Genomic DNA, 22,243 nt, shown 5'->3' with positions numbered 1-22,243 from the left:
AGGTTGATTTAGAGCCAAACATCAATCACGATAATCGGGCTAAACTGGCATGCGGTATTGCGAAAAGCGGGACAATGCCGAAACACGGTCTGATCGAATTTGATGCTGTTCTCGCCATTGCTCGGCGTGGATCGTTCCGGGCAGCGGCGCTGGAACTTGGCCTGTCGACCACCGCACTGAGCAACCTCATCGGGAAGCTGGAGCGCCAACTCGGCGTCCGACTGTTCAATCGCACGACCCGGAGCGTCTCCCTGACCGACGCCGGGCGGCAGTTCGTGGATAAAATCAGTCCCGCGCTCCAGGACATCCACGAGGCGATGGAAAACGCCCAGTCGCAGCAGGATACGCCATCGGGCACCTTGCGGATCAACAGCTTTGCCGCGGCCGCGCGTGAGATCCTTCCCCTCCTGCTCCAGTTCCTGCGGCTCTATCCACAGGTCCATGTCGATCTCGTCACCGAAGGCCGGCTCATCGACATCGTTGCGGACGGCTTCGATCTCGGCATCCGCACCGCGGACCTCGTCCCCAGTGACATGATCGCGGTGCCGCTCGGTCCGCGCCGCCGCTATGCGGTGGTTGCATCGCCGGGCTATTTCCGAAACCGGAACCAGCCAAGGTCGCCCTCCGACCTGCTTTCCCATCCGTGCATCCGCGTAAGGCTGCCCAATGGAGCGCTTTACCGGTGGCAATTCGAGAAGGGTGGACAGCCGATCCAGATCGACGTGGGCGGCCCGATCACCCTGGACGAGGCCAGCCTCGCCCGCATGGCGGTGCTGGAGGATATGGGGATCGGTTTCTTCATGGAGTCCGACGTTCAAGGCGATCTTGCCGCCGGCCGCCTCATTCGCATTCTCGAAGACTGGACCCCGCCACTGGAACAGCTTTGCCTCTACTATCCCAGCCGGCGACACCCGTCTGCCGCGTTCAAAGCATTCATTGATCTTGCCCGGAAATTTTCTGCTTCAACAACTGCGACGGCTTGATCGTCGCCGCAGGGTTCCATTGCAAAGATTGTCGGCGGACGGCGATCGCCCCGCCCTTTCACGACACCCAAGCTGCGGCCTCGTTTCGGCCGCGCTCGGTCAACTGGTCATAGGCTGATAATGAGCTTTATGTGGCTTTGGTTGCCACCGAGCGAGAAGGCGGCGAAGCGACCTGCTTCATTCGACTGCGCGCTAGCCGCATTTTGGTCTTTTGCGCATCGGCACGCTCCACCGCGGCACGGATGTCCGCTTGGTCGGAAAATCTCAACTCTTCTATGAACTGCTCGACACCCTGGCGTGCCGCCGTAAGATCGATGCTATTTGGAGAGGCATGAACAAACAACCGTCGCAACTTATCCAATTGCATCAGTCTAGTAGCCTGGATGCTATTTATGATATGTTTTTCAAAAAGGTAAGAAGAAAGGGATTGCGCCTGGGATATATTTGTGGAAACCCTTGGAACTGCTCCTATTGCTGCTTCTTGAAGGATATTCATCAGATCTGTCCAACAAGACATAAAGGAAATAAAGTCTTCTCCTCCGACCACTGACGTCGTTGTGGCACCACCTCCTTGAAGAGTGCGAGCAAGTGCTCCGGCGTATTCTTCGCGATATATCCGTAATGATTCAGCATCGCTATCGACGATACCATCGACGATCTGCTCAGAAATGGTTTTTCCCTCGCCGTGCGGCGACAGGCCGGCCAGCTTCGGGGAAACCTTTTCTGGGGTGTCCATGCCAATGCGTTGCAGGAAGCGGTGAAGTACGTCGACGCGGCCCAGGATTGGTTCGCCGTCAGCGCCGCTCTTCTTCACCGCTTCGATCAAGAAGGCGGCCAGTTCGTAGTGGTTGGAGAATTTGGCGCCGCTCCTGGCGACGCGAGCCTCCATCGCCCGCTGGAGGCGTTCCAGCGCGATCTCTCCGGCCAGCACCAGTCCGTTCAACTCGTCCAGAACGGCCAGTTCGTCCTCCGACAGGTCGCCGGACAGCGGCTTATAGACGAGATCGTGTTCCACCTCTGACCAAGCATGCATCAACACCGAGGCGACCTGGATCTCGATCCGCGCGTCGGCGTAGCGAACCTGGGCCGGCGCGCCGTCGTCCCGCAGGGTGACCCTATAATGAGTGGCCCAATAACCTGAAAATCGCTTCTTGTATGGATGGCGCGGCGGACTGCCGTCGGGGAACTTCTTCGGGTCGCCAATTAGGTTGAACTCCTCGCGGAACAGTCGATCGATCACTGGCCGGTCCGCGGGGAAGTACAACGCGGCGCGTACACCGGCGAGATCAACAATGTCATCGTAGATGTCGTCGACCGAGGTGTATTTCTTTTTCTCGTTTCGTTTGCGGAGCTTATCCTCCAGCCGGTCGGGCCGCTTGGCGCGAAAGGTGACCATAGCACGGACGCCGTTGTTCTCCAGCAACTGCTCGCACCGTTGGGCGCACAGTTGTGCCGCTGTCCTATAAAAATCGTACTGGCGGCGGTAGGAACGGATGAAGTCTGCAACGATGTCAATCATGGATCGTCTGCAAGCAGTCGGATAGAAAGCGCGGATAGCACCACTGATACGGGCGCTCTTGGAAGATTCTGCGATGCTGAGGGTCGGACTTGTTCCTGGCCCTTGAACTCCCTATGACAAGCGCCAATACCAGCCTCAGCACCAAAGGTGGCAGTATGCCTCCGCCTACGATACCCGCCACATCCGTGCAACACGCTGCTCACAGCATAATCGGCTCTTCCAAGATGAAGGCGTCCTTTGTTCGCCCTTTCGCGACACCCGCGCCGCAGCCTCATACTGGCCGCGCTCAGTCAATTTATCATCGGCGTACAGCAGGCCGAGCCGGTACAGCGCACGCCACGTCTGCCCCGACCCGCCGTGCATCGACCGCCCGGCCAGATGCGCCCAGGGCTTGCTCCAATTAACTCCGCTTGACGCGCCCCTTATCATGTAACAAAGTGTGATACATGAGCCGCGATACTCGTTTATCCGGTGTTCTCCATGTGCTGCTGCACATGGCCGAGCACGAGGGGCCGGTCACGTCCGAGGTGTTGGCACGGGCGATGCAAACCAACGCCGTTGTCATTCGCCGGACCATGGCAGGACTGAAGAAGCAGGGCTATGTCCGATCGGAGAAAGGGCATGGCGGCGGCTGGAGTTTGGCGTGCGACCTGAACACCGTGACCCTGGGCGATGTCTACGAGGCCCTGGGCCGCCCGCCGCTGTTCGCGATCGGCAATCGGAGCGAGGCGCCACAGTGCTTGGTGGAGCAGGCGGTCAACGCTGCACTGGACCAAGCCCTCCACCAAGCGCAGGAGCTTCTCCTCGCCTCCTTCCAGGGTGTGACGCTGGCGGCACTCAGCGCCGACTTCCACCGGCGCCTTGAGCGCCACCCGTCCAAACAGACCGGAACCGACCATGCCTGAGGACAGCGCGAATGGCGCGAACCACTTCCTGAAGACCTTCTCCGATCCGGACGCAGTTGCCCGCTACACCGAGGGGCCGAAGCGTTTCGTTCCAGGGTTGGACGGGTTGCACCGGATGACCGGCGTGCTCCTGGCGGAAAAAGCGCCGCGCATTGCGCGTGTGCTTGTGCTGGGGGCCGGCGGCGGACTCGAACTCAAGGCACTGGCCGACGCTCATCCCCACTGGCGCTTCGTCGGCGTCGATCCGGCTGCGGAAATGCTGCGGCTGGCGGAGCGCACGCTTGGGCCGCACATGGACAGGGTCGAACTTGTCGAGGGGTACATCGACGACGCTCCCGAAGGGCCGTTCGATGCGGCGACCTGCCTGCTGACGTTGCACTTCCTGGCGGCGCCGGAACGCGAGAGAACGGTCCGCCAAATCCATCGGCGGCTCGTCCCTGGTGCGCCGTTCGTAGCCGCGCACGGCAGCTTCCCGCAACGGCCGTCCGAACGCGGCCTCTGGCTGGATCGCTACGCCGCCTATGCCGTTGCTTCGGGGGCTGATCCCGAACAGGCAAACGCTGCTCGCAGCGCCGTGGAGGCGAGTGTGCAGATGTTGAGCCCCGAGGAAGACGAAGCAGTTCTGCGAAAGGGTGGCTTTACCGATGCCCAACTGTTCTACTCGGCGTTCACATGGCGCGGTTGGGTCGCTCACGCATGATGCCTGTGCCGTAGCTGGGCGCTGAACAATGTGGAAAGTCTTTGATGGGCCGACCTCGAAAGCGGTCGGCCAAGCTGCCAACCACTGCGTCGACGAGCGGCGATCGACATTAAAAAGCAGCTGATGGCGCATTTCTATGATGCGCCTCGTGAAGTACGCCGAGAGCGCGCCATCGTGCGGCGAGAGAGGCCGATCTTGATGCCGACTAGCACGGGAGCGGCGATGACGAAGAGCAGGCCGACGGCGGTGAACGCCGTGTCGAAGGCAATCACCGTGGACTGACCCGTCACGGTCCGGCCCAGAAGGCTCGTCGCGACCCGGCTCGCGGCCGCCACCTCCAGCCCCTTCGCCGTCAGCGTGGCTGCGGTGGTCATCAGCCGCTCGATGGGCATGGGGCCTCCCGCGGTGACGTTGGCGCCGAGGACCGCGGCGTTGGCGGGGATGTCATGGTCGATCAGGGTCTGGAGCGCGGCGACTCCCATCAGGCCGCCAAGCTGGCGACCGGTGTTGAAGAGGCCGATTCCGGCCGCCAGACTCCGGCGGTCGAGGGTGCCGAAGGCGATCAGGGTGATCGACAGGAACAGCAAGCCGAGGCCCAGCCCGCGCAGCAGGATCGCCGCCATCATGTCGTCAGCACCGCTCTCGGCGGTCGAACCGGACAGCATCCACATGGCGCCCATGATGGTCAGGATGCCGAAGGGCACCGTGGCGAACGGAGGGACGCGGCGCACCCGAATCAGAAAGGCGGCCATCAGGAGCGAGCCGATGAAAAGCGCGCCGCTCGGCAACAGCAGCAGGCCGGCCTCGGTGGGCGTCAAGGCGAGGACGGACAGGGCGAACGACGGAATTAGGAACGCGCTTCCGAACAGGGCGGCGCCGGCGATGAAGCTGACGATAAAGGCGAAGGAAAAGGCGTCCGATTCGAACGGGGAGACGTCAAGCAGGCCCTGGCCCTTCGTCAACGCCTGTTGGCCGAGAAAGACCAGCAGAGCGGCTACGCCGGTGACGGTCAGCCACACGACGCGGGGCTCCTCGAACCAGTCCCACCGGCTGCCGTGGCTGAGGACGCAGGTGACGCAGAAGAGCGTGACGGCGATCAGGGCAAAACCGATGCCGTCAAAAGGATGGGGCGCGGCCTTGGCGGGCATCGGTCCGTCGGCGATCAGCAGGAGTCCCGCGGCCGCCAAGGCCAGCGGAACGACGCTGAAGAAAATCCAAGTCCAGGATTGGCTGTCGAGCAGCCACCCCTGAAAGGCAGGGGCGATGGTCGCGGGAGCGACCACGGCCCCCATGGCGAACAGGGATTGAAGGACCGGCTGACGGGGCTGTGGACAAGCGAGAAAAAGGATTGCCTGCCCACCCACAAGCAGGATGCCGCCGGCGAAGCCCTGAACGGTGCGAAGGGCAACCAGCAGGTCCAGCCGATCGGTTACGGCGGCCATGCCGCATGCCATGCCCATGGCCAAGGTCGAGCCGACGACCACGCCGCGCGGAGGGATGCGGGTCATCAGCCAGGGGGCGGCCATGAAGCCGATGAGCTTGAGCGTGGTGTATGCAATGTCCAGCCAAGCGAACTCGTCGGGGGTCGCGTGGGTGTCGCCCATGATGTCGCCGCGCCCGAGCGACAGGACAGTGCCGGCGACCGCCTCCGTCAGTGTGGCGAGCAGGATGCCGGCGACGAGGAGGATTTCGGCCGCAGCCCCGTTGCGGCCCGGCGTGGCGGTAGGGGCGGTGGTCATTGGTCGCCTCGCTGGACGATCTCGACACGCGCCGACAGGCCGGGCACGAGGCGGCCGGGCAACGGGTTGTCGACAAGCCGGATCTTCACCGGTACGCGCTGGACGACGCGAACGAAGTTCCCGGTCGCGTTGTCCGCGGGCAGTAGACTGAAGGCGGACCCACTGCCGGGTGCAAGGCTGTCGACCACGCCGTCAAGCGTCCCGTCCGGATAACCATCGACGGTGACGCGGGCGCGTTGGCCGGGCCGGATGTGTTCGAGCTGGGTTTCCTTGTAGTTCGCCACCACCCACACATCGTCGACCGGAACGATGTCGAGCAGTGAGGCGCCCGGCGCGACGAAGCGGCCGACGCGGACCTGGCGGTTGCCGACGGCGCCGCCGACCGGCGCGCGCACCACGGTGCTCTCGAGATCGATCTGGGCGAGGTCGCGCGCGGCCTGCGCCTGCGCCACGGCGGCAGCGGCCGCGTCGCGTTGCGCGGCAAGGACGGCGATGCGTTGCTGCTGGGCCTCGACCGTCGCCGAGGCGGCCGATACGCCAGCCTCCGCTTTCAAGCGCGCCGCGTCGCTTTCATCGAGGTGGGCTTGGCTGACGGCGTTGCCGCGGATCAGTTCACGGTGGCGGTCGTAGGCCTTGGCCGCGAGAGTCATCTCGGCCATGGCCGACCGTCTCTGGGCTTCGGCCTGCCGGATCAGGACGTGCTGTAGCCGGGTTTCCGCATCGACGTCCGCAAGCCGGGCCTGGGCCGCCTCGACATTGGCCACCGCTTGGGCCAGCCGCGCGTTGTAGTCGCGATCGTCGATCCGGAACAGGACGTCGCCGGCTCCGACGGTCTGGTTGTCCTCAACCTCAACGGCCGTGACGTAGCCGGCGACCTTCGGGGCGAGCGAGGTCACGTCGCCGCGGACATAGGCGTTGTCGGTCGCCGTCCCACCGTTTGAACGGGCCCAGTTCCACCCACCCGCCGCGACCATGACGGCGCTGAGGCACAGCAGCACGCCGACCGTCCTTCTTTTGCTGGGGGGCGCCGCGGCGGCGCCGACCGCGGAGCGTTCGCCAGTGACGTTTGTGCCGGCGACGACGGCCCCCCTGTTCTCGAGCGTGTCCATTCCCTCGTTCCCTGTTGGGGGTGTCCCAGCGTCGCCGCTAATCGCCACGCCACCGCTCCCATCTCAGGCCTTGGCGGCCACCGGGAGACGGAAGGGGGCACCCAGCCGGTTGAAGGCGTTCATCGCAGCGATGGCGATGGTGAGATCGACCAGATTCTTCGGCTCGAACGCCGCCGATGCCGCCGCATAAGCGGCGTCGGACGCGTGGGTTTCGCTGACACGGGTCACCTCCTCGGCCCAGGCCAGGGCCGCGCGCTCCGTGTCGGAGAACAGGTGCGGGACCTCCTCCCACACCGGCACCAGCGTGACCTTGTCGATCGACATGGTTTTCCGGAGGTCGCGGCTGTGCAGATCGATGCAGTGAGCGCAGCCGTTGATCTGCGAGACCCTGAGGAACACGAGGTGGATGAGTTCCTCGGGCAGATTGGTGCTCTTCGTGACGTAATGATGGACGCCGAAGAGAGCTTTCGCGCCGTCGGGTGCAACCTCGTACCAAGCCAAGCGTGCCATGTTCTTTGCCTTTCCTGACAACATCTGATTGCGGTTCCCGCGTCGCCGGCCCATAGCCGCCGCCGGGTGTCTTCGAAACCCCTCAGCGCGCGGTTTGCCGGCCGAGCCAGTCCTCGAACCGGATGGCGCCGAGGCGGGGATTCCGGCCGGGGGTCAGCGATTGATCGTTGAGAACGTCGCCGAAGTAGCGCGCGTGGATGTCCGGCACGACCTTGCGCGTGTCCTTCGTCGCCTGCAGGAAGCGCCGGACCAGCTCGTCGAGCGGGATCGCCTCCGGACCGGCGACTTCGAGCGTGCCGTTGACCGGCGACGCGAGCGCAACCTCGGCCAGGGCCGTCACCACGTCGTCGGAGGCGATCGGCTGGATCAGCGCCGGCGACAGGCGGATTTCCCCGTCGACCGTGGCGGCCTGCGCGATCCCGCCGACGAATTCGAAGAACTGCGTGGCGCGCAGGATGGTGTGGGGGATGCCGGACGCCTTGATGAGGCTTTCCTGGGCGACCTTCGCCCGGAAGTAACCGTTGTCGGGAAGCCGTTCGCTGCCGACGATCGAGAGGGCGACGTGGTGGCGGACACCGGCGGCCGCTTCGGCGGCGAGCAGGTTGCGGCCCGAGGTTTCAAAGAAATCGAGGACGGCCTTGTCCTCCCAGACCGGCGCGTTCGCCACGTCGACGACGACAGCGGCTCCGTCGATCGCCTGGGCCAAGCCCTCGCGGGTGATGGTGTTCACGCCCGTCTTTGGTGAGGCTGCGAGCGCATCGTGGCCGCGCTCGCGGAGGGTCTGCACCAGCTTCGATCCGATGAGGCCGGTGCCTCCGATGACGACGATCTTCATGGGGGCTCTCCGCTTCTCGACGGAAACCAGCGCCGTCGATGGAATGGAGAGTGCCCGCGCACGCCGGGGAAGTCCTTGCGGCGGGCTTGAATTGCCCTCCAAGGACGCTTGGATTTCCGTCCAAAGGAAACCATACGGCGCGGGGTGCCTCGACGCGAAGGGTGCAGCCGGCAACGCGCCGCCGTGCTATCAAGGGCGCACATCGTTTGCCCGTCGCCTCGGACAGGGAGGCGAGGGCGCTCGGTCCAGGGAGGTGCGGACCTTGCCGTTCCGTTTCGGAGAGTGTGTGCTCGATCAGGAGCGCCGGGAGCTGACCCTGCGCGGACAGGTCGTGGGCGTCGGCCCGCAGGTCTTCGACCTGCTGCTGCATCTCGTCCGCAACCATGACCGCGTCGTCAGCAAGGACGATCTGCTGGAGGCGGTGTGGAACGGACGGATCGTCTCGGAATCGACCATCACCAGCCACATCAACGCGGTTCGCAAGGCCATCGGCGACAGCGGCGGAGAGCAGCGCCTGGTCCGCACGGTCCCCCGCAAAGGGTTCCGCTTCGTTGGCGCGATAGACGTCGGGGCGGCCGAGGTCGGGGCGATCGGGGAGACACCGCAGCCCGGCGGATCAGGCATCGCCAGCGGCGCTTCCAGCGAAGGCCGGGAGACGCCGCCCGGACCGGCCCTGCCGGGCAAGCCCTCGATCACCGTGCTGCCATTCCAGAACCTGAGCGGCGACCCGGAGCAGGACTATTTCGCCGACGGCGTGGTGGAGGACATCATCGCCGCCCTGTCGCGCATCCGCTGGCTGTTCGTCATCGCGCGCAACTCGAGCTTTGCCTACAAGGGCCGGGCGGTGGATGTGACGGACATCGGCCGCGAGTTGGGCGTCCGCTACGTGCTCGAAGGCAGCGTCCGCAAAGCCGGGATCAGGGTGCGCATCACCGGGCAGCTCATCGACGCGACGAGCGGGATGCATCTCTGGGCCGAGCGCTTCGAAGGCATGCTCGATGACCTTTTCGAGCTGCAGGACCGGATCGCCGAAAGCGTCGTCGGCGCGATCGCGCCGCAGCTCGAGCGGGCGGAGATCGAGCGCGCCAAGCGCAAGCCGACGGAAAGCCTGGACGCCTACGATTACTATCTCCGCGGCATGGCGAAGCTGCACAGCGGAACCCGCGAGGCGATCGACGCGGCGCTGCCCCTGTTCCACACGGCGACGGGCCTCGACCCGGAATTCGCATCGGCCTATGGCGGGGCGGCCTGGTGCCATCTCTGGCGCAAGGTGAACGGCTGGATGACCGACCGTCCCCGGGAGATCGCCGAGGGGGTGCGACTGGCGCGGCTGGCGGTGGAATTCGGCCGCGACGACGCGGTCGCGCTGACGAGAGCCGGGCACGCGCTCGGCCATTTCGTCGGCGATCTCGATGGCGGCATCGCGCTCATCGACCGGGCCGTGCTGCTCAACCCCAATTTCGCCCCCGCCTGGTTCCTCGGCGGCTACCTGCGCGCCTTCCGCGGTGAAACGGAAAGCGCGAGCGCGCATTTCGCCCATGCCGCCCGCCTGAGCCCGCTGGACCCGGAGATGTTCCGGACGCAGACGGGGACGGCGCTCGCGCATTTCTTCGCCGGGCGCTACGATTGCGCCGTGGCCTGGGCGGACAAGGCGTTGGGGAACCTGCCCAGCCTTCTGGTTGCCATCGCCCTGACGGCGGCGAGTCACGCGCTCGCCGGGCGGACGGAGGACGCGCGGCAGACGATGCAGCAATTGCGCGCGCTCGACCCGTCCTTGCGCGTCTCCACTCTCAGGGAGTGGCTGCCGATCCACCGTCCCGAGGATCTCACGCGGTTTGCGGAGGGACTGAGACTGGCTGGGTTGCCCGAGTGAGCTCAGCCCTTGTCTGAAGCGCGCCCTTTCGCGACAGCGTTGCCGGTCAGTAGAACTCTTCCAGCCACTCGGCATGGACCCACGCAAGATCACGGTCACCTGCGTCCGCCACGTCTTCACGCAATGGTTCATGAGCCACATGCATAACGCGAAACCGCTGCACGCGACCGCGATCATCCGTAATGTTAATTCGATCCCCCGGAGACGGGAGTTGGATGAAACGGAATCTCCCCCACAGTTTACTGTCCCCATCACGGTAAACTGTCAAAGGCACTGAAATCATATCCCCGCCCTTTCACGACAGATCATTCTCTGAAGAGGCTCGAAGCGCTTCCCAATCAGCTAAGGTCGGAAGCACGGTAGCGCCTTCTGGAACCTGAACCCCGCGGGCCTCCCAAAACCGAACGCTATCTTCAGTTAGTGCTGTTGAAGGCACTATATCTCTGCCAAAATATTGGCTGGCGCGACTGTAAATATCAGTCGCGATGCCTTGACGCCGGTAACCGCCTTCGACTTCAATTATCGTTGCAAAGGGGCCTTGCTCTCCGAGACGGAAGTTAGCAATAGCAGTCTGTTTCTCGCCTACGTAGCCTGCGAAGGTAATTGTGCGCCCCGGATCGTAGTAACCACACTGCTCTATACGCACTGAGTTAACAGATTTCACGATACGCCCCTTCACGACAGGTTGCCCAGGCCGCGCCGCTTCGCTTCCTGGCGGATCAGCCATTCCAGTTCGCCGGCCATGCTCCGGCTATCGTCCTCGGCCAGCTTGGCCAGCAGGGCGCGGACCTCGGGCCGGAACCGGATCATCATCTTGTCCGTCTTTGCCTCCGCCATGGCCGCGCCCTTTCGCGACAGCGCTCAGCACTCCTTGTCACCTTCTGCCCAGCGCCGGAGTTGGGCGAAGTCAGCTATCAGCCTTTGTCCTTCTACGCTGACTTCGCTGCCACGCGGCGTATTGCGGATCATTAAGTATCCGATTCTCAGGGGGATTGTGCTGTCGATGACGAAATTTTTCGCACCGTCCGGTAGCTCCTGAACATCCATCGGCCCCTGATCCAAGAACTCTTTCCGGCATGCGGTGATCATGGTCTTAAGCCGAAGAACAATGAGAGTCGGCTCATCCGCAACTAGAAACCACGGTGCTCTGGGATGGATAAGAGTTGCAGTCGCCATTCGCGGCGGCTCTGCACAAGCGGACAGCGCTAAAGCTGTAAATACGGGAAGGGCCGGGTGGAATTTTGAGCGTACACGTTCGGCAGCACCGACGAAAAAATCAATCATTTCGCGCCCTTTCGCGACAGTCAGAACCCGGCCGATTGCCCAGCCGCTCCTTCATCTTCCTCTTCTTTCGGGAGCTCCTCCCCGAGCAGGATCGCGGCCTCAGACGCAAGGCGCATTCCCGTCATGCCGAGATCTGTCAGCGTTTGCCGCAAAGCTTCAAGTTCCCGTGGATCCACAAGTTGTGGTTTACCGTCCCGCATCTGTACCAATCCGGGGAAGACCGCAGCTTCACCGTAGAACATAGCGTCGTGGATGACCCGGTTGCGCGTCTCGTTGGCTGCGTCCGCCGCCTCGATCCAAACGGCTATTTGGGAAGCCATAGACGCGAGACGCGGATCTGGCTTTGCCTTCCTCAACAGACCAAGCTGACCACCAACGGTGAGGTTGGACTTAGCGCGCGCCAAACCCGCATGCGCAAATCGTTTGAGGAGAGTGCGGCAGCCCAAATCCAGGATGGTGTGCGCGACGGCCACCGCTCCAATCCCGCGCAGAGCTGCATCATAAAGCGGGTTCATCATTTGCCCTTTCGCGACACATCCACCGCCGCCATGGCATCAGCGCCACAATCATTCTTCTTCAATTCAACCAATGATCCCGTAGTATATAGAGCATGTATCAAAAACGTAATCCAAGTACCCATAGCACTTCTATGAAGCATGGCTTACCACATTCTGATGCATGCCCTTACATATCTATTCCAATCCCCTTACTTCGTTATTCGATGGAAGGAGAGCCAATATTGCTTCAGCAATTCTATTTGTTTCTTCCGGATGCTCTGAAATCCATATACTCAGCAAACCATTCACAACCACTTCTTCGGGAACCCATCCCAATTCAATGCCAAGCTGCGAAAATATAACATGAGCATCTCTATTAGTCGCATGGATACGCTTCACGGTATCAACTACGCGATCCTGCTGCCCAATATCTTGGTGGCATGCAACAGTAACACGCGGAGCCAGCCTATCGATGTTTTCCGCAATATAGTTATAGATAGTGCTTTCTGGCATGCCCCCTGGAAGGCGAAAAATTCCTTCGTTCTCGTTTTCTACTTGCTCCGAGTCCCCATCAATTATACAGACCGACTTAAATCTCACTGCTGGGCTACTAAGATGTCCAGAGTGGATTTTCACCGCATTCCCGTCACCGCTTACTTCATAAACGCCAATTTCTCCAATCCTGTCTCTTGCCTTTGCACGCAGTATTGCCAAGCACCAGCTCCTAGCGAACGGATCTTCGACAACAACCACAACCCTCTCTGGCACCTCTCCACTGAATGTGCGAAGCGCTTCAATACTCATCCGGCCTTTCTGCAACTTTCCTTCAATAGCTGCCCACACCGCCTCTGTGGGAAGTGGCTTTAAAGCATGCTCAGAATGCGTAGTGAATATGATCTGTACTTTTCTTCTTTCTGCAGCATCGATAAGATACTCAACCATTCTAGTTGTCGCCACAGGGTGTAATCCGTTCTCAATCTCTTCAATTAGTATCAAAGAGTTTTCTGGAACAGTTTCAACCTTGGCAACCATTCGTATGATCGAGGATTCCCCTGCTCCAAAATGAAATTCTGAATACTCAGAGTCATCTCGCTTTCCAATATACAACTCAATGTCTCCATCAATTTTCGCAATCCTAAATCCTGTGACGGATTTTCCAAGTATATTGCCGACCTTGCTACGTATTATTTCGGACAACTCATTCAGTTCGACATTGCCAACGAATGATGAGCGAGCAATCTTCTTGAACTCAGTCTTTTCGCCGGTTGGGACCGTTCGGCTAATTCCAAAATACACAACATTTCTGTCGAAGAACTCCTCTCTTCTCCATTTATAATTGTGGAACCTTGCAGATTTCGGTATTAATCCGCGTGGTTCAATATCTTTGTTGATGATATCGTAAGAAATATGCCAATTAGCCATAGAATTATCGCCAACCGCACTCTTCGGAAAAAAGTCTCTTGGCTTAATATTCTTATATGCACAGGCAGCTGCTCCAAGAATAGTTGATTTCCCACCGCCGTTTGTGCCAATCAGCGCGGTCACAGGAAACTCAAACGTAATAGGTTCCGGGTTCTCGCTTTTGAACGATCGCACCAAATGCATTTTTATCGAGTAGAGATATTGCCCGTAACGCTTTTCTCTTACTTTTCCCAAAAGATCGCGAATTTGAGAATGTCTTATTTCTGACCTAAAAGCGCTGTTCATTTCTTTTCCTTTCAACGTCAAGCCTTGCGCCGCCGTCTATAATCGGCGAGCGCCCGATACAAGGTTCCCCGATGCACCCCGAACTGGTCGGCTACCTGCTGGCCAGTCACAGCCGGATCCTCCAACAGCCGTTCGGCCATCCCAAGCTGACGGTCGGTCAGCTTGGCTGGGCGACCACCGCGCCGGCCCTTTGCCCGCGCCGCTGCCATGCCGGCCTTGGTCCTCTCCGAAATCAGGTTGCGCTCGAATTCCGCCATGGCGCTAATCACCGTGAACACGAGTCGGCCGACGGCGCCGCCGGTGTCGATGCTTTCGGTCAGGCTGCGCAGCACCACCCCGCGTGTGTTCAGATCGTCGGCGATGCGCAGCAGCTCGGCGGTGCTGCGCGCCAAGCGGTCGAGGCGCCACACCACCAGCACGTCACCGCGGCGGCATGCCTTCAGAGCGCCGGCCAAGCCGGGGCGGTCAGAGCGCACCCCGCTCGCTTTGTCGCTCCACACGTCGGCCTCGGCCACACCGGCAGCGGCCAGGGCGGCGAGCTGGAGATCCAGCCGCTGGTCTTCAGTCGAGACGCGGGCGTAGCCGATCAGGTGCGGCGCGGGGCTGCTGTGTCGCGTTTGTTCCATGCCCTTTCACGACAGCATAACGCGACAGGTTTCGCAACACGTTCCGCCGCGGCGCTCCGTCGCGCTGCGATTGTCGCGTAACCGCTCGTTTTCACGACATCGGAAAGGTGCAGTCCGGCACAGAGGCGGTTACGATCCGGATGTGCCATTGCCCAGCCCCCACGCTGTCCAACGCCACGTGGGCCATGGCGGTGCCCCTCACGCTCATTGGTCCCGTCCTCCGGTTCCATAACCGCCTGCAGATCGTTCAGCCGCGTCACGCTACCGAGAATCGGAATCGGCGGAAACGGCAAGGGAATCAACTCTCGTTGGGCGCCGCCTCACGAAACCCGATCGATGCCATTTTTGCCCAGAGCGCCGGTTCGGTGATGTCTTTCCTGAACGGCAGACCTCTCGCCCCCAACAAACCTGCCCGTCCAATCCGCAGCATAGCCAGGGCGGCGTCGTGCAAGGGCATGCGATCGAACAGTGGATGCGCCGAGGCACCGACGCCGCCGAGGCGTCCCACCAGATAGCGGTCGGCCATGAGATCAGCATCGTCGAGCGGCAGGGTAGCCAACCCGGCAAGATCATGACCGCATCGGCAATGGCGCGGGGAGGTCGGAACGCGCGAGGGAGAACTCCCGCAATTGGGGCAGACGTCCAAAAGCAGCACGCCGTGAACCGGACAGCTCACCACCCCGGTCAGATCCCACCAGATCCGCCGGTGGGGCCGGCAGACCTCCGGCCCGTCCCGCGTCTCAAGGTCAATGCGTAAGCAGCACGGACAGACGCGTCCGGCAGCACTGACCGCGCGGTGGTTCGCCGCCACATCGACTCGCTCCATTCCGATCCACAAAATCCCAGCTTGGTCGGTGACCATCGTGGAAGCGGCAATGGTCGCCTTGGCCAGCCCGGCCAGACAAGCGAGTTCGGCCAGACGGCGACCGCATTCGAGTTCATGCACGAAGTCGGCGATGCCGAACGCCATGTCCGCGACGAACGCCCGGCTGGCGGAATAACCGTGACGCACAGCTAGGCGTCCAAGAAGGCCGTATGCGGGCTCGAACGGAGCCGGGCGGACACGCAGGGGGATAGGCCGAAGGTTGGGAGGCAACGCCTTCATGAACGGGTGAAGGGGGTGAAGGCGGCGCGCCCCGTCGCCTTGAGCGTGGTGACACGCGAGCCGTCCGAGCCAACGCGCAAGGCGGCCAAGGCCGCATCGCGGGCGGCCTGCTGTTGGATCCATATGCTTTTCAGCCGAGCGTCGTCGCAAAGAAACGGGTTGTCGGCGGGCCGGCTTCCCGCCGCTTGCCCGGTTCCGACGCCGTCGTCGAGGACGGCATCGAAATCCAGAACATCGTCAGGCTCATAGGTTTGATGCCAGCCGTCATGAACCTCGGCCATCAGTTCCTTGCTGATGAAGCGGAGGCTGCCGGCCTTGGCACGGGACAGGGCTTCGCTGAGGTACTTCGACACGATGCCGATTTCACCGCCCGTGGCCACATAGAAGCGCTTGGCGAAGTCGGACTTCGCCAAACCGGAGGGTTCCGGCAATTCGAGCACCTTCTCGAAGGTGGCGAGAAGGACCGAGAAATGGAAGCGTCCGGAGCGGGTGCTCCAATTGTAGGGCGCCAGGATCATCGACGGCTGCAGACGGCGATGAAGTTGCCGGTAGCAGGTGATCTGAAGAAGCGCCGGCAGCCCCGCGATGACGATCTGCCGCTTCGTCCGGTTGAGCAGCGACTTGATGAACTCCGCTACATCCTCGGTTTGCTCGGGCTTTGTGCTGCTCACCATATGATGACCCTCGTCGATGAAGATCATCTCCGTGCCCATCTGGTCGGCGTAAAACTCGATCTTCCGAATGATGTCGTTGGTGTCCCAATGATCGGCAGCCTTGTAGCCGAAGGCGCCCAGCAGCGCGGTGACGAGCGCGCGCTGGGTGGTTTTCTTGGGGGCTTCGACGTAGACAATGGGGCGACGGTCGGCGTCCCGCAAGGCGTCGGTCGGTACGGATACGATGCCTTTGCCGGTGTTTTCCAAGGCAACGTCCGGATAGGCGCGTTGGTAATCCTCCAGCGCGGTCGTTTTCCCCGCCCCCGGCGCGCCGACGATGAGCAGAGCCCTGGCTTTCAGTGGTCGGCTCCCTGGCGGCTGGCAGCGGCTGTGCAGGCGGGCGATGGCCGCCTGCGCCGCGACAAGGTTGGGGTGTGGCAGCACCGTCGTCTCGAACACGACGACCGGATCAACCATCTCCGGACGGGCAGCGGTCAGCGCAGTGCCTTGAACCATTCTCCACTGATCCTTTCGATTTCGCTCTCCATGTCCACAGGCGTCGGGGCGGGGGAGCGGTGTGGCGGGAGCGACGGGGGCGGAACGGGCTCCGGCGGAACGGGGGGCGTGTCTTGCTGGAGTGAACGGCCATCGGACGACGGGAGCGCCGTCGTTGCCAGCGAGGAGGAATGACGCGCCGAAGTCAGCAAGCCGCCCGCCAGCGGGGTGACCTTCACGGGCACCCCCTTGTTTGGACCGGTGGACGGATCGGTGGTTCTGCGCCGGTACAGGCGGGCATCGCGCTGAAGGATGGCCTTGCACAGGGCGGCGCGCGGACCGTCGATCGGGTCGCCGGCCCGCAGGCGTTGGAGCACCGCCGTCAGCACGCTGCGTGGGTAGCGGTGACCGGTGAGGATGGCTCGCATCAACTCGCCGGCGAGCTGGGGCGGGATGGTCTCGGGCCGCCCCTGCCGCGCCAGGGCGTAGAGCAGCGCCGCCGGAGACGGCGGCGTCTTCCAGGCCGGCGGCTCGAGCCGCAAATCGCCCCAATGCGCGCTCAGCCGATCGAGCAGCGCTCCCGCCGTCAGCTCCTGCCAGAAGCGCACCGACAAGCGCGGACCATTTGGTGCGAGGCCAAGGATATGCACGCCGATGTCGGGGTCGATCCCGAGCCCAACGGCCTGGGCCGCAGACGGAACGCCCAGCCAATCCCAGCTCCGGCCGGCTTGCCGCCGGTCGTTCCCGTCGCGTACGGGATCAGGCGGTCCGGTGGGACGCAGCGCGGCGGTCACCAACGCCTCGACCCGGCGGGCCGCTGTCTCGCCGTGAACGGCGGCGTCGGCCCAGAACACCGTGGTGGTGTCGCCGATGCGCAGCGTGGCGCGGCTGCCCGGTGCCAACAGGGCGTTGAGCGCGGCGCCGTACCGAAAGGCGGCGGCCTCCGACACCGGGGCGTTGTCCCCCTGGCGCTTGCCGTGGGAGGTGAAGGCGGCCTGATGGAAGGAGACCAGCGAGGCGCCGGTCTTGCGAGCTCTCGACACGCCTTTGATGGCGGGATGCAGGCGGGCGGTCGGCGCGGTAACACCGCTGACCAGGCACACCGCCTCGGGCCGGTCGCCATCGCTGGCGTGGGACTCCCACACCGCTCGTGCCGCCGGGCGGTCGTGCAGGAAACGGGGGCGGCCGTCGGCATCGGTGTCGCCGGCGAGGCGGAAGACAATGGTGCGGTCGAGCAAAGCCGGTGAGAACGGTGCCTGGCCGAAGCGCTCCGGGGTCCACGAGCGCAGGAAGCACCGGACGGCCAACAGACCGGGATCGTCCGTGCCGTCGAACAGCAACTCGTGCCAGTCGCGGAAGGCGGCGGCGCGGTCGGCGTAGGCCCGTGGTTCGCTCCCGTCCGCCGGGCGGCCAAGCCCGAGGACATAACGGCTGTTGTCCCACAGGAAGAACGGAGGAGGCTTGATCCCCGACCGCTTGAACGAGCGTGGCACCGTCATCGGCCGCCCGTGGCTCTGGCCGTTCGCCCCGAGCCGCAGATCGTCGCAGGCGACGGCTTCACCATCGGTGGACAGCACGAGGCCGAAGGTGATGCGTTCGCGAGTGAAGCCGAAGGGGACGACGTCATGGCAGCGTTCCAGACGGTCGTAATGGGCGGCAAGAGCGGCAAGGACGCTCATGGCCGCACCGCCGCCGCAACGAAAGGCGGAACGTGAACAACGCCGTCGCGCAGGACGGCATGAAAGAAGCGGGAGGCATGATTGTTGGCGTAATCGATGTCCAGCAGCATGAGACCGAGGTCGCGGTCGCGCTGGTCGTCGGGGAACTGGTGCATCGGCGGGGGTCCCTCCCACAGCATCACGTCGGCCGGAAACTCGCGGGTGCCGAGGCAGGGGGAGCGGAAGCATTGGCCGCGCCGGGCGCGGCGGGTGAAGATGCCAAGGGGGATGTCCATCCGGTCCCCAACCGGGGCGTCATCGGTCAGGGTGAGGCGGGCGGTGATGAGATAATCGACCTCGACCAGGATGGTGGCGGCGCGTCGTTGCCGGTTGTCGGCGGCGATTCGCGGCAGGGTCTGAAAGGCACCGTTCCGCATGGCATGGCGCACCGAGGCAACCGGGATGCGGTCACCGATCTCGTTGCGGCTCAGCGACTGGAAGCAGATCGGCTTGAGGACATGGATGCGGTCGATGATCCAGCGCAGCCCGGGGCTGCCAATACACGCTGTCGAAGATACCGCGAGCGGCGGACGGAGTAATGACATCGTAGGAGACGCGTTCGGTTTTGAACTCCGCGCGAGAAAAGCAAGCTCGAGCACCCGAGACGCGCAATGTGACGCTGTGCGGCATGGAGAACCTCCTGCGATGAGCGTTCCCCAGCAGGATAACCGAATTTCATCTCCCTGAAATCGGGCATTCGTGAGTGAAATGCAGAAAAATTCACTGATATATAGAATTTTACCCCATTCAATACTGATTACTTTGGCTCTCTATTAGGTTCATCAGAAGACATTGATCTTATTTATATTCGTTAGATGCCTCTTTTTATTTATAGATGGGAGGGAAAAATATTATTTCTCAACCGTCACGAAACCTACCCTTCCTGACCATGAAAGCCATCCAAAAGCGAGCGTTGGCCAAGCGGCCGCAACACGCAGAAGGCGCATCATATTTCACAAGAAAAATTGTCCATCGAATGCTGTTTTACGGCTGCCCAGCATCCTGGTCGGCGATCTTGGCGCGCGGTTGTGGCGGACCATTTTATGGTTCCGCGGAGTGCGGTTTATGGGTGCTCTCGTAACAGTTTATGGTTCCATCCAGAGATCCTTCACCGCCCCGATCAGGAATTCCTTGTTTCCTTCCGGGCCGGTGATCGGGCTTTCGGTGATGTCCAGCACGCGCCAACCCGGCAGGGCATCGAGCCACCCGCGGATGCGGTCGCAGACCTCCTGGTGCAGTTCCGGTTCGCGCACCACCCCGCCCTTGCCGACACGGCCCTTGCCGACCTCGAACTGCGGCTTGATGAGCGCGACGAGCCGCCCGCCCGGCACGACCAGGGCAAGAGCGGCGGGAAGCACCACCTCCAACCCGATGAAGCTGGCGTCGCACACCACCATGTCCACCGGATCGGGAATTTCGGCGCTGGTCAGGTGACGGGCGTTGGTCTTCTCCAGAACCACGACGCGCGGGTCGTTGCGCAGCTTCCAGGCCAACTGCCCGTGCCCGACGTCCACCGCATAGACCTTGGCGGCGCCGCGGGTCAGCAGTACGTCGGTGAAGCCGCCGGTCGAGGCGCCCACGTCGACGGCGGTCAGGCCGGTGGGGTCGATGCCGAAGACATCCAGCCCCTTGACCAGCTTCAGCCCACCGCGCGACACCCAGGGATGGTCCTGTCCCTTCACCGACAGGGGAGTGTCCTCGGCGATCGCATCGCCGGCCTTGTCGATGCGCCTTGTGTCGGAATAGACCAGCCCGGCCAGGATCAGCGCCTGTGCCTTGGCCCGGCTTTCGGCCAGCCCGCGTTCGACCAGCGCCACATCCGCACGCACCCGAGCCATCTCAGAACTCCCCCAGTCGACGAGGGTGGATGCATGCCGCAGGGCGCGGCGTTCGGCAAGAGGCGATGAACCGTCACCGGCGACGAAGGCTCAGAATGGCAGGTCGAGGACAAAACGCGCGCCGGGAACGTTCGGTTCCGCGCGCAGCTTCCCCTTCAATTGGCCGGCGAAGGCCCGCGCCACCTTCATGCCCAGCGAGTCGGCCCGCGCGACCTCGAATCCCGGAGGCAGACCGCGCCCATGGTCGGCGACGGTCAGGCGGCGGCCACCCTCGTCGCGCGGCACGAGGCTGACCTCGATGTCCCCCGGGCTGCCCGCCGCATAGGCGTATTTGGTGGCATTGCCGACCAGTTCGTTGAGGATGAGGGCGAGCGGAATCACCGAATCCACCGGCAGCATCGCCTGTTCCACCGTCACGGCGATGCGCCGTTCGGGCCCCCCCACCGCAAAGTGGCTTTCCATCTCCCGGCAGGCGTCTCTCAGATAGGCCCCGAAATCGACGAGGCTGCCGCGGGTGGCGGCATGAACGCGCTGGTGCGCCTGGGTCACCGTGCCGATGCGGCTGCACGCCTCCTGGAAGGCGCGGCGCATGTCCGGGTCCTTAGCGGACAGGGTCTGGAGCGTCAACAGGCTGGACACCAGCTGGAGCGTGTTCTTGACCCGGTGGCTGACCTCCCGCGCGTGGTGATGGGCGGTCTCGGTCGATTCGGATTCGGCGGGACGCAGGGTGACCAGCAGCGACGGACTGCCGTCCAGGGCGGCCATATTCAGGTCCCAGGACACCTCTTCCGGCCCAGTGATCCGCAGGCGGCCGCCCTCGCCGTTGCGCAGCGTCTCGGCCATGCGCTCGGCGGAGGCTTCCGGGAAACGGTCCGCCAAGGCGTGACCCGATTCCAAGCCCATGGCGCGCATGGTGGCGTTGGCGTAAAGACAACGAAAGGACGCCCCGTCGACCACGGCGGTGGGCGTCGGAGACAACTCAACGATGGATCGGAACATCCCCGGACCATCCGGAGCCGATGCGCCGTTTTCGTCGGATGCGCGCCCAGCACCCGCTGCAAACACCTGAGGCATGTTCGACAACACCCAGTCCCACCGGATACGTTAATTATCTATTGTTTTCGAATTGTAAGACAGCGGTCCCAGCCGCACCAGTGAAAGCGCCCCGCCCGACCTTAGGCAAATGGCATTAGCCCCTTCGTCCAGGGTTCGACTTCGGGGTCGAACCGCGACACCTTCCGTCCGGAGTCAGGCCCGAACCGCCGCCGCCTCGATGCCCAGCGCCTGCAGGGCGGTGGCGACGATGTGGCGTGCGGCGAGGCCGGCCTCGTCATACTGCTTGACCGGGCTGTCATGGTCGAGGAAGCGGTCGGGCAGGACCATCGGGCGGATCTTCAGCCCGCCATCCAGCAGCCCGGCCATCGCGAGGTGTTGCAGCACGAAGCTGCCGAAGCCGCCGACCGAACCCTCCTCGATGGTGATCAGCACCTCGTGCTCCAGCGCCAGACGGCGCACCAGATCCTCGTCCAGCGGCTTGGCGAAGCGCGCGTCGGCCACCGTCGTCGACAGGCCGCGCGCGCCCAGCTCCGCCGCCGCCTTGCGCGCCTCGGCCAGACGCGTGCCGTAGCTGAGGATCGCCACCTTGCTGCCTTCCTGAAGGATGCGCCCCTTGCCGATGGGCAGCACCTCGCCGCGCTCCGGCAATTCCAGCCCCACCCCCTCGCCGCGCGGGTAGCGCAGCGCCGAGGCGCGGTCGTCGATGGCGGCGCTGGTCGCCACCATGTGCATCAGCTCCAGTTCGTCCGCCGCCGCCATCAGCACGATGTCGGGCAGGCAGCCGAGATAGGCGACGTCGAAGGCCCCGGCGTGGGTCGCCCCGTCCGCCCCGACCAGACCGGCGCGGTCGAGCGCGAAGCGCACCGGCAGGCGCTGCAGCACCACGTCGTGCACCACCTGGTCGTAGGCGCGCTGCAGGAAGGTCGAATAGATCGCGCAGAAGGGCTTGAAGCCCTCGGTCGCCAGCCCGGCGGCGAAGGTCACGGCGTGCTGCTCGGCGATGCCGACGTCGAAGCAGCGGTCGGGGAAGCGCTGGCCGAACAGGTCGAGCCCGGTGCCCGAGGGCATGGCCGCGGTGATGGCGAGGACGC

The 22,243-nt window shown here is 63.3% G+C and carries 23 protein-coding genes; 4 read left to right on the top strand and 19 right to left on the bottom strand.

Features of this window, described 5'->3' with window-relative positions:
- Positions 1–74 precede the first annotated feature (74 nt).
- Positions 75–983, top strand: a complete 909-nt coding sequence (locus JJL56_RS29780) for a LysR family transcriptional regulator (RefSeq protein WP_200487467.1) — start codon at positions 75–77, stop codon at positions 981–983.
- Between the two features lie 127 nt (positions 984–1,110).
- Here the strand turns inward: JJL56_RS29780 and JJL56_RS29775 are convergent, their stop codons facing one another.
- On the bottom strand, positions 1,111–2,502 hold the full coding sequence (locus JJL56_RS29775; protein WP_200487466.1) for a RelA/SpoT domain-containing protein: 1,392 nt from the start codon (positions 2,500–2,502) through the stop codon (positions 1,111–1,113).
- A gap of 446 nt (positions 2,503–2,948) precedes the next feature.
- Here JJL56_RS29775 and JJL56_RS29770 point away from each other — a divergent pair, with 446 nt between their 5' ends.
- Both JJL56_RS29770 and JJL56_RS29765 read left to right on the top strand, forming a co-directional pair.
- Positions 2,949–3,407, top strand: a complete 459-nt coding sequence (locus JJL56_RS29770) for an Rrf2 family transcriptional regulator (protein WP_200487465.1) — start codon at positions 2,949–2,951, stop codon at positions 3,405–3,407.
- Positions 3,400–4,107 carry a class I SAM-dependent methyltransferase gene (locus JJL56_RS29765; protein WP_200487464.1) on the top strand — a complete coding sequence of 236 codons (708 nt, stop codon included), beginning with the start codon at positions 3,400–3,402 and terminating at the stop codon, positions 4,105–4,107. The genes JJL56_RS29770 and JJL56_RS29765 overlap by 8 nt, the downstream gene beginning before the upstream one ends.
- Before the next feature lie 134 nt (positions 4,108–4,241).
- Here the strand turns inward: JJL56_RS29765 and JJL56_RS29760 are convergent, their stop codons facing one another.
- The 4 genes from JJL56_RS29760 to JJL56_RS29745 all read right to left on the bottom strand — a co-directional run bounded on the left by JJL56_RS29760 (position 4,242) and on the right by JJL56_RS29745 (position 8,300).
- Entirely contained in the window at positions 4,242–5,846 is a 1,605-nt protein-coding gene (locus JJL56_RS29760; RefSeq protein ID WP_247891326.1) for an MFS transporter, read from the bottom strand.
- Positions 5,843–6,955: an HlyD family secretion protein gene (locus tag JJL56_RS29755; protein ID WP_200487462.1), complete on the bottom strand. Its 1,113-nt coding sequence runs from the start codon at positions 6,953–6,955 to the stop codon at positions 5,843–5,845. The genes JJL56_RS29760 and JJL56_RS29755 overlap by 4 nt, the downstream gene beginning before the upstream one ends.
- A 63-nt stretch (positions 6,956–7,018) precedes the next feature.
- Positions 7,019–7,465, bottom strand: a complete 447-nt coding sequence (locus JJL56_RS29750) for a carboxymuconolactone decarboxylase family protein (protein WP_200487461.1) — start codon at positions 7,463–7,465, stop codon at positions 7,019–7,021.
- 82 nt (positions 7,466–7,547) lie between these two features.
- Positions 7,548–8,300 (bottom strand): SDR family oxidoreductase, encoded by a 753-nt coding sequence (locus JJL56_RS29745; RefSeq protein WP_200487460.1) that lies wholly within the window; start codon positions 8,298–8,300, stop codon positions 7,548–7,550.
- A 262-nt stretch (positions 8,301–8,562) separates the two neighbouring features.
- Here JJL56_RS29745 and JJL56_RS29740 point away from each other — a divergent pair, with 262 nt between their 5' ends.
- Positions 8,563–10,173 (top strand): winged helix-turn-helix domain-containing tetratricopeptide repeat protein, encoded by a 1,611-nt coding sequence (locus JJL56_RS29740; RefSeq protein WP_200487459.1) that lies wholly within the window; start codon positions 8,563–8,565, stop codon positions 10,171–10,173.
- A gap of 295 nt (positions 10,174–10,468) precedes the next feature.
- On the opposite strand, the gene JJL56_RS29735 is transcribed toward JJL56_RS29740, so the two are convergent.
- The 14 genes from JJL56_RS29735 to JJL56_RS29675 all read right to left on the bottom strand — a co-directional run.
- A complete protein-coding gene (locus JJL56_RS29735; RefSeq protein ID WP_200487458.1) occupies positions 10,469–10,837 on the bottom strand; it encodes a hypothetical protein in 369 nt (122 codons plus the stop codon).
- 11 nt (positions 10,838–10,848) lie between these two features.
- Positions 10,849–11,010 carry an Arc family DNA-binding protein gene (locus JJL56_RS29730; RefSeq protein WP_200487489.1) on the bottom strand — a complete coding sequence of 54 codons (162 nt, stop codon included), beginning with the start codon at positions 11,008–11,010 and terminating at the stop codon, positions 10,849–10,851.
- A gap of 24 nt (positions 11,011–11,034) precedes the next feature.
- The gene (locus JJL56_RS29725; RefSeq protein WP_200487457.1) at positions 11,035–11,457 is read right to left on the bottom strand and encodes a hypothetical protein; all 423 of its coding nucleotides are present in this window, start codon (positions 11,455–11,457) and stop codon (positions 11,035–11,037) included.
- Between the two features lie 20 nt (positions 11,458–11,477).
- Positions 11,478–11,975 carry a hypothetical protein gene (locus JJL56_RS29720; RefSeq protein ID WP_200487456.1) on the bottom strand — a complete coding sequence of 166 codons (498 nt, stop codon included), beginning with the start codon at positions 11,973–11,975 and terminating at the stop codon, positions 11,478–11,480.
- 174 nt (positions 11,976–12,149) lie between these two features.
- Positions 12,150–13,661: an ATP-dependent nuclease gene (locus tag JJL56_RS29715; protein WP_200487455.1), complete on the bottom strand. Its 1,512-nt coding sequence runs from the start codon at positions 13,659–13,661 to the stop codon at positions 12,150–12,152.
- A gap of 17 nt (positions 13,662–13,678) precedes the next feature.
- The gene (locus tag JJL56_RS29710) at positions 13,679–14,287 is read right to left on the bottom strand and encodes a recombinase family protein (RefSeq protein WP_200487454.1); all 609 of its coding nucleotides are present in this window, start codon (positions 14,285–14,287) and stop codon (positions 13,679–13,681) included.
- Between the two features lie 298 nt (positions 14,288–14,585).
- Positions 14,586–15,392 carry a TniQ family protein gene (locus tag JJL56_RS29705; RefSeq protein WP_200487452.1) on the bottom strand — a complete coding sequence of 269 codons (807 nt, stop codon included), beginning with the start codon at positions 15,390–15,392 and terminating at the stop codon, positions 14,586–14,588.
- The gene (locus JJL56_RS29700; RefSeq protein WP_200487450.1) at positions 15,389–16,561 is read right to left on the bottom strand and encodes a TniB family NTP-binding protein; all 1,173 of its coding nucleotides are present in this window, start codon (positions 16,559–16,561) and stop codon (positions 15,389–15,391) included. The genes JJL56_RS29705 and JJL56_RS29700 overlap by 4 nt, the downstream gene beginning before the upstream one ends.
- Positions 16,540–18,219: a type I-C CRISPR-associated protein Cas8c/Csd1 gene (gene cas8c, locus JJL56_RS29695; protein ID WP_200487448.1), complete on the bottom strand. Its 1,680-nt coding sequence runs from the start codon at positions 18,217–18,219 to the stop codon at positions 16,540–16,542. The genes JJL56_RS29700 and cas8c overlap by 22 nt, the downstream gene beginning before the upstream one ends.
- Positions 18,216–18,689 (bottom strand): type I-E CRISPR-associated protein Cas5/CasD, encoded by a 474-nt coding sequence (locus JJL56_RS29690; protein WP_345772660.1) that lies wholly within the window; start codon positions 18,687–18,689, stop codon positions 18,216–18,218. Before JJL56_RS29690 ends, cas8c begins: the two co-directional genes overlap by 4 nt.
- Positions 18,667–18,888, bottom strand: coding sequence for a CRISPR-associated protein Cas5 (cas5, locus tag JJL56_RS33985; RefSeq protein WP_345772659.1), 222 nt, complete (start codon positions 18,886–18,888; stop codon positions 18,667–18,669). Before cas5 ends, JJL56_RS29690 begins: the two co-directional genes overlap by 23 nt.
- A gap of 455 nt (positions 18,889–19,343) precedes the next feature.
- Positions 19,344–20,096, bottom strand: a complete 753-nt coding sequence (locus tag JJL56_RS29685; RefSeq protein ID WP_200487446.1) for a TlyA family RNA methyltransferase — start codon at positions 20,094–20,096, stop codon at positions 19,344–19,346.
- Positions 20,097–20,186: 90 nt separating this feature from the next.
- Positions 20,187–21,095, bottom strand: coding sequence for a histidine kinase dimerization/phosphoacceptor domain -containing protein (locus JJL56_RS29680; protein ID WP_200487444.1), 909 nt, complete (start codon positions 21,093–21,095; stop codon positions 20,187–20,189).
- Between the two features lie 249 nt (positions 21,096–21,344).
- Positions 21,345–22,243 (bottom strand): transketolase C-terminal domain-containing protein (locus tag JJL56_RS29675; RefSeq protein WP_282188961.1); only part of this gene is annotated, 899 nt, incomplete at its 5' end.

This window comes from Azospirillum aestuarii, assembly GCF_016632405.1.
GTDB classification, from domain to species: Bacteria; Pseudomonadota; Alphaproteobacteria; order Azospirillales; family Azospirillaceae; genus Azospirillum; species Azospirillum aestuarii.
This window is presented reverse-complemented; position numbering and strand designations above follow the sequence as displayed.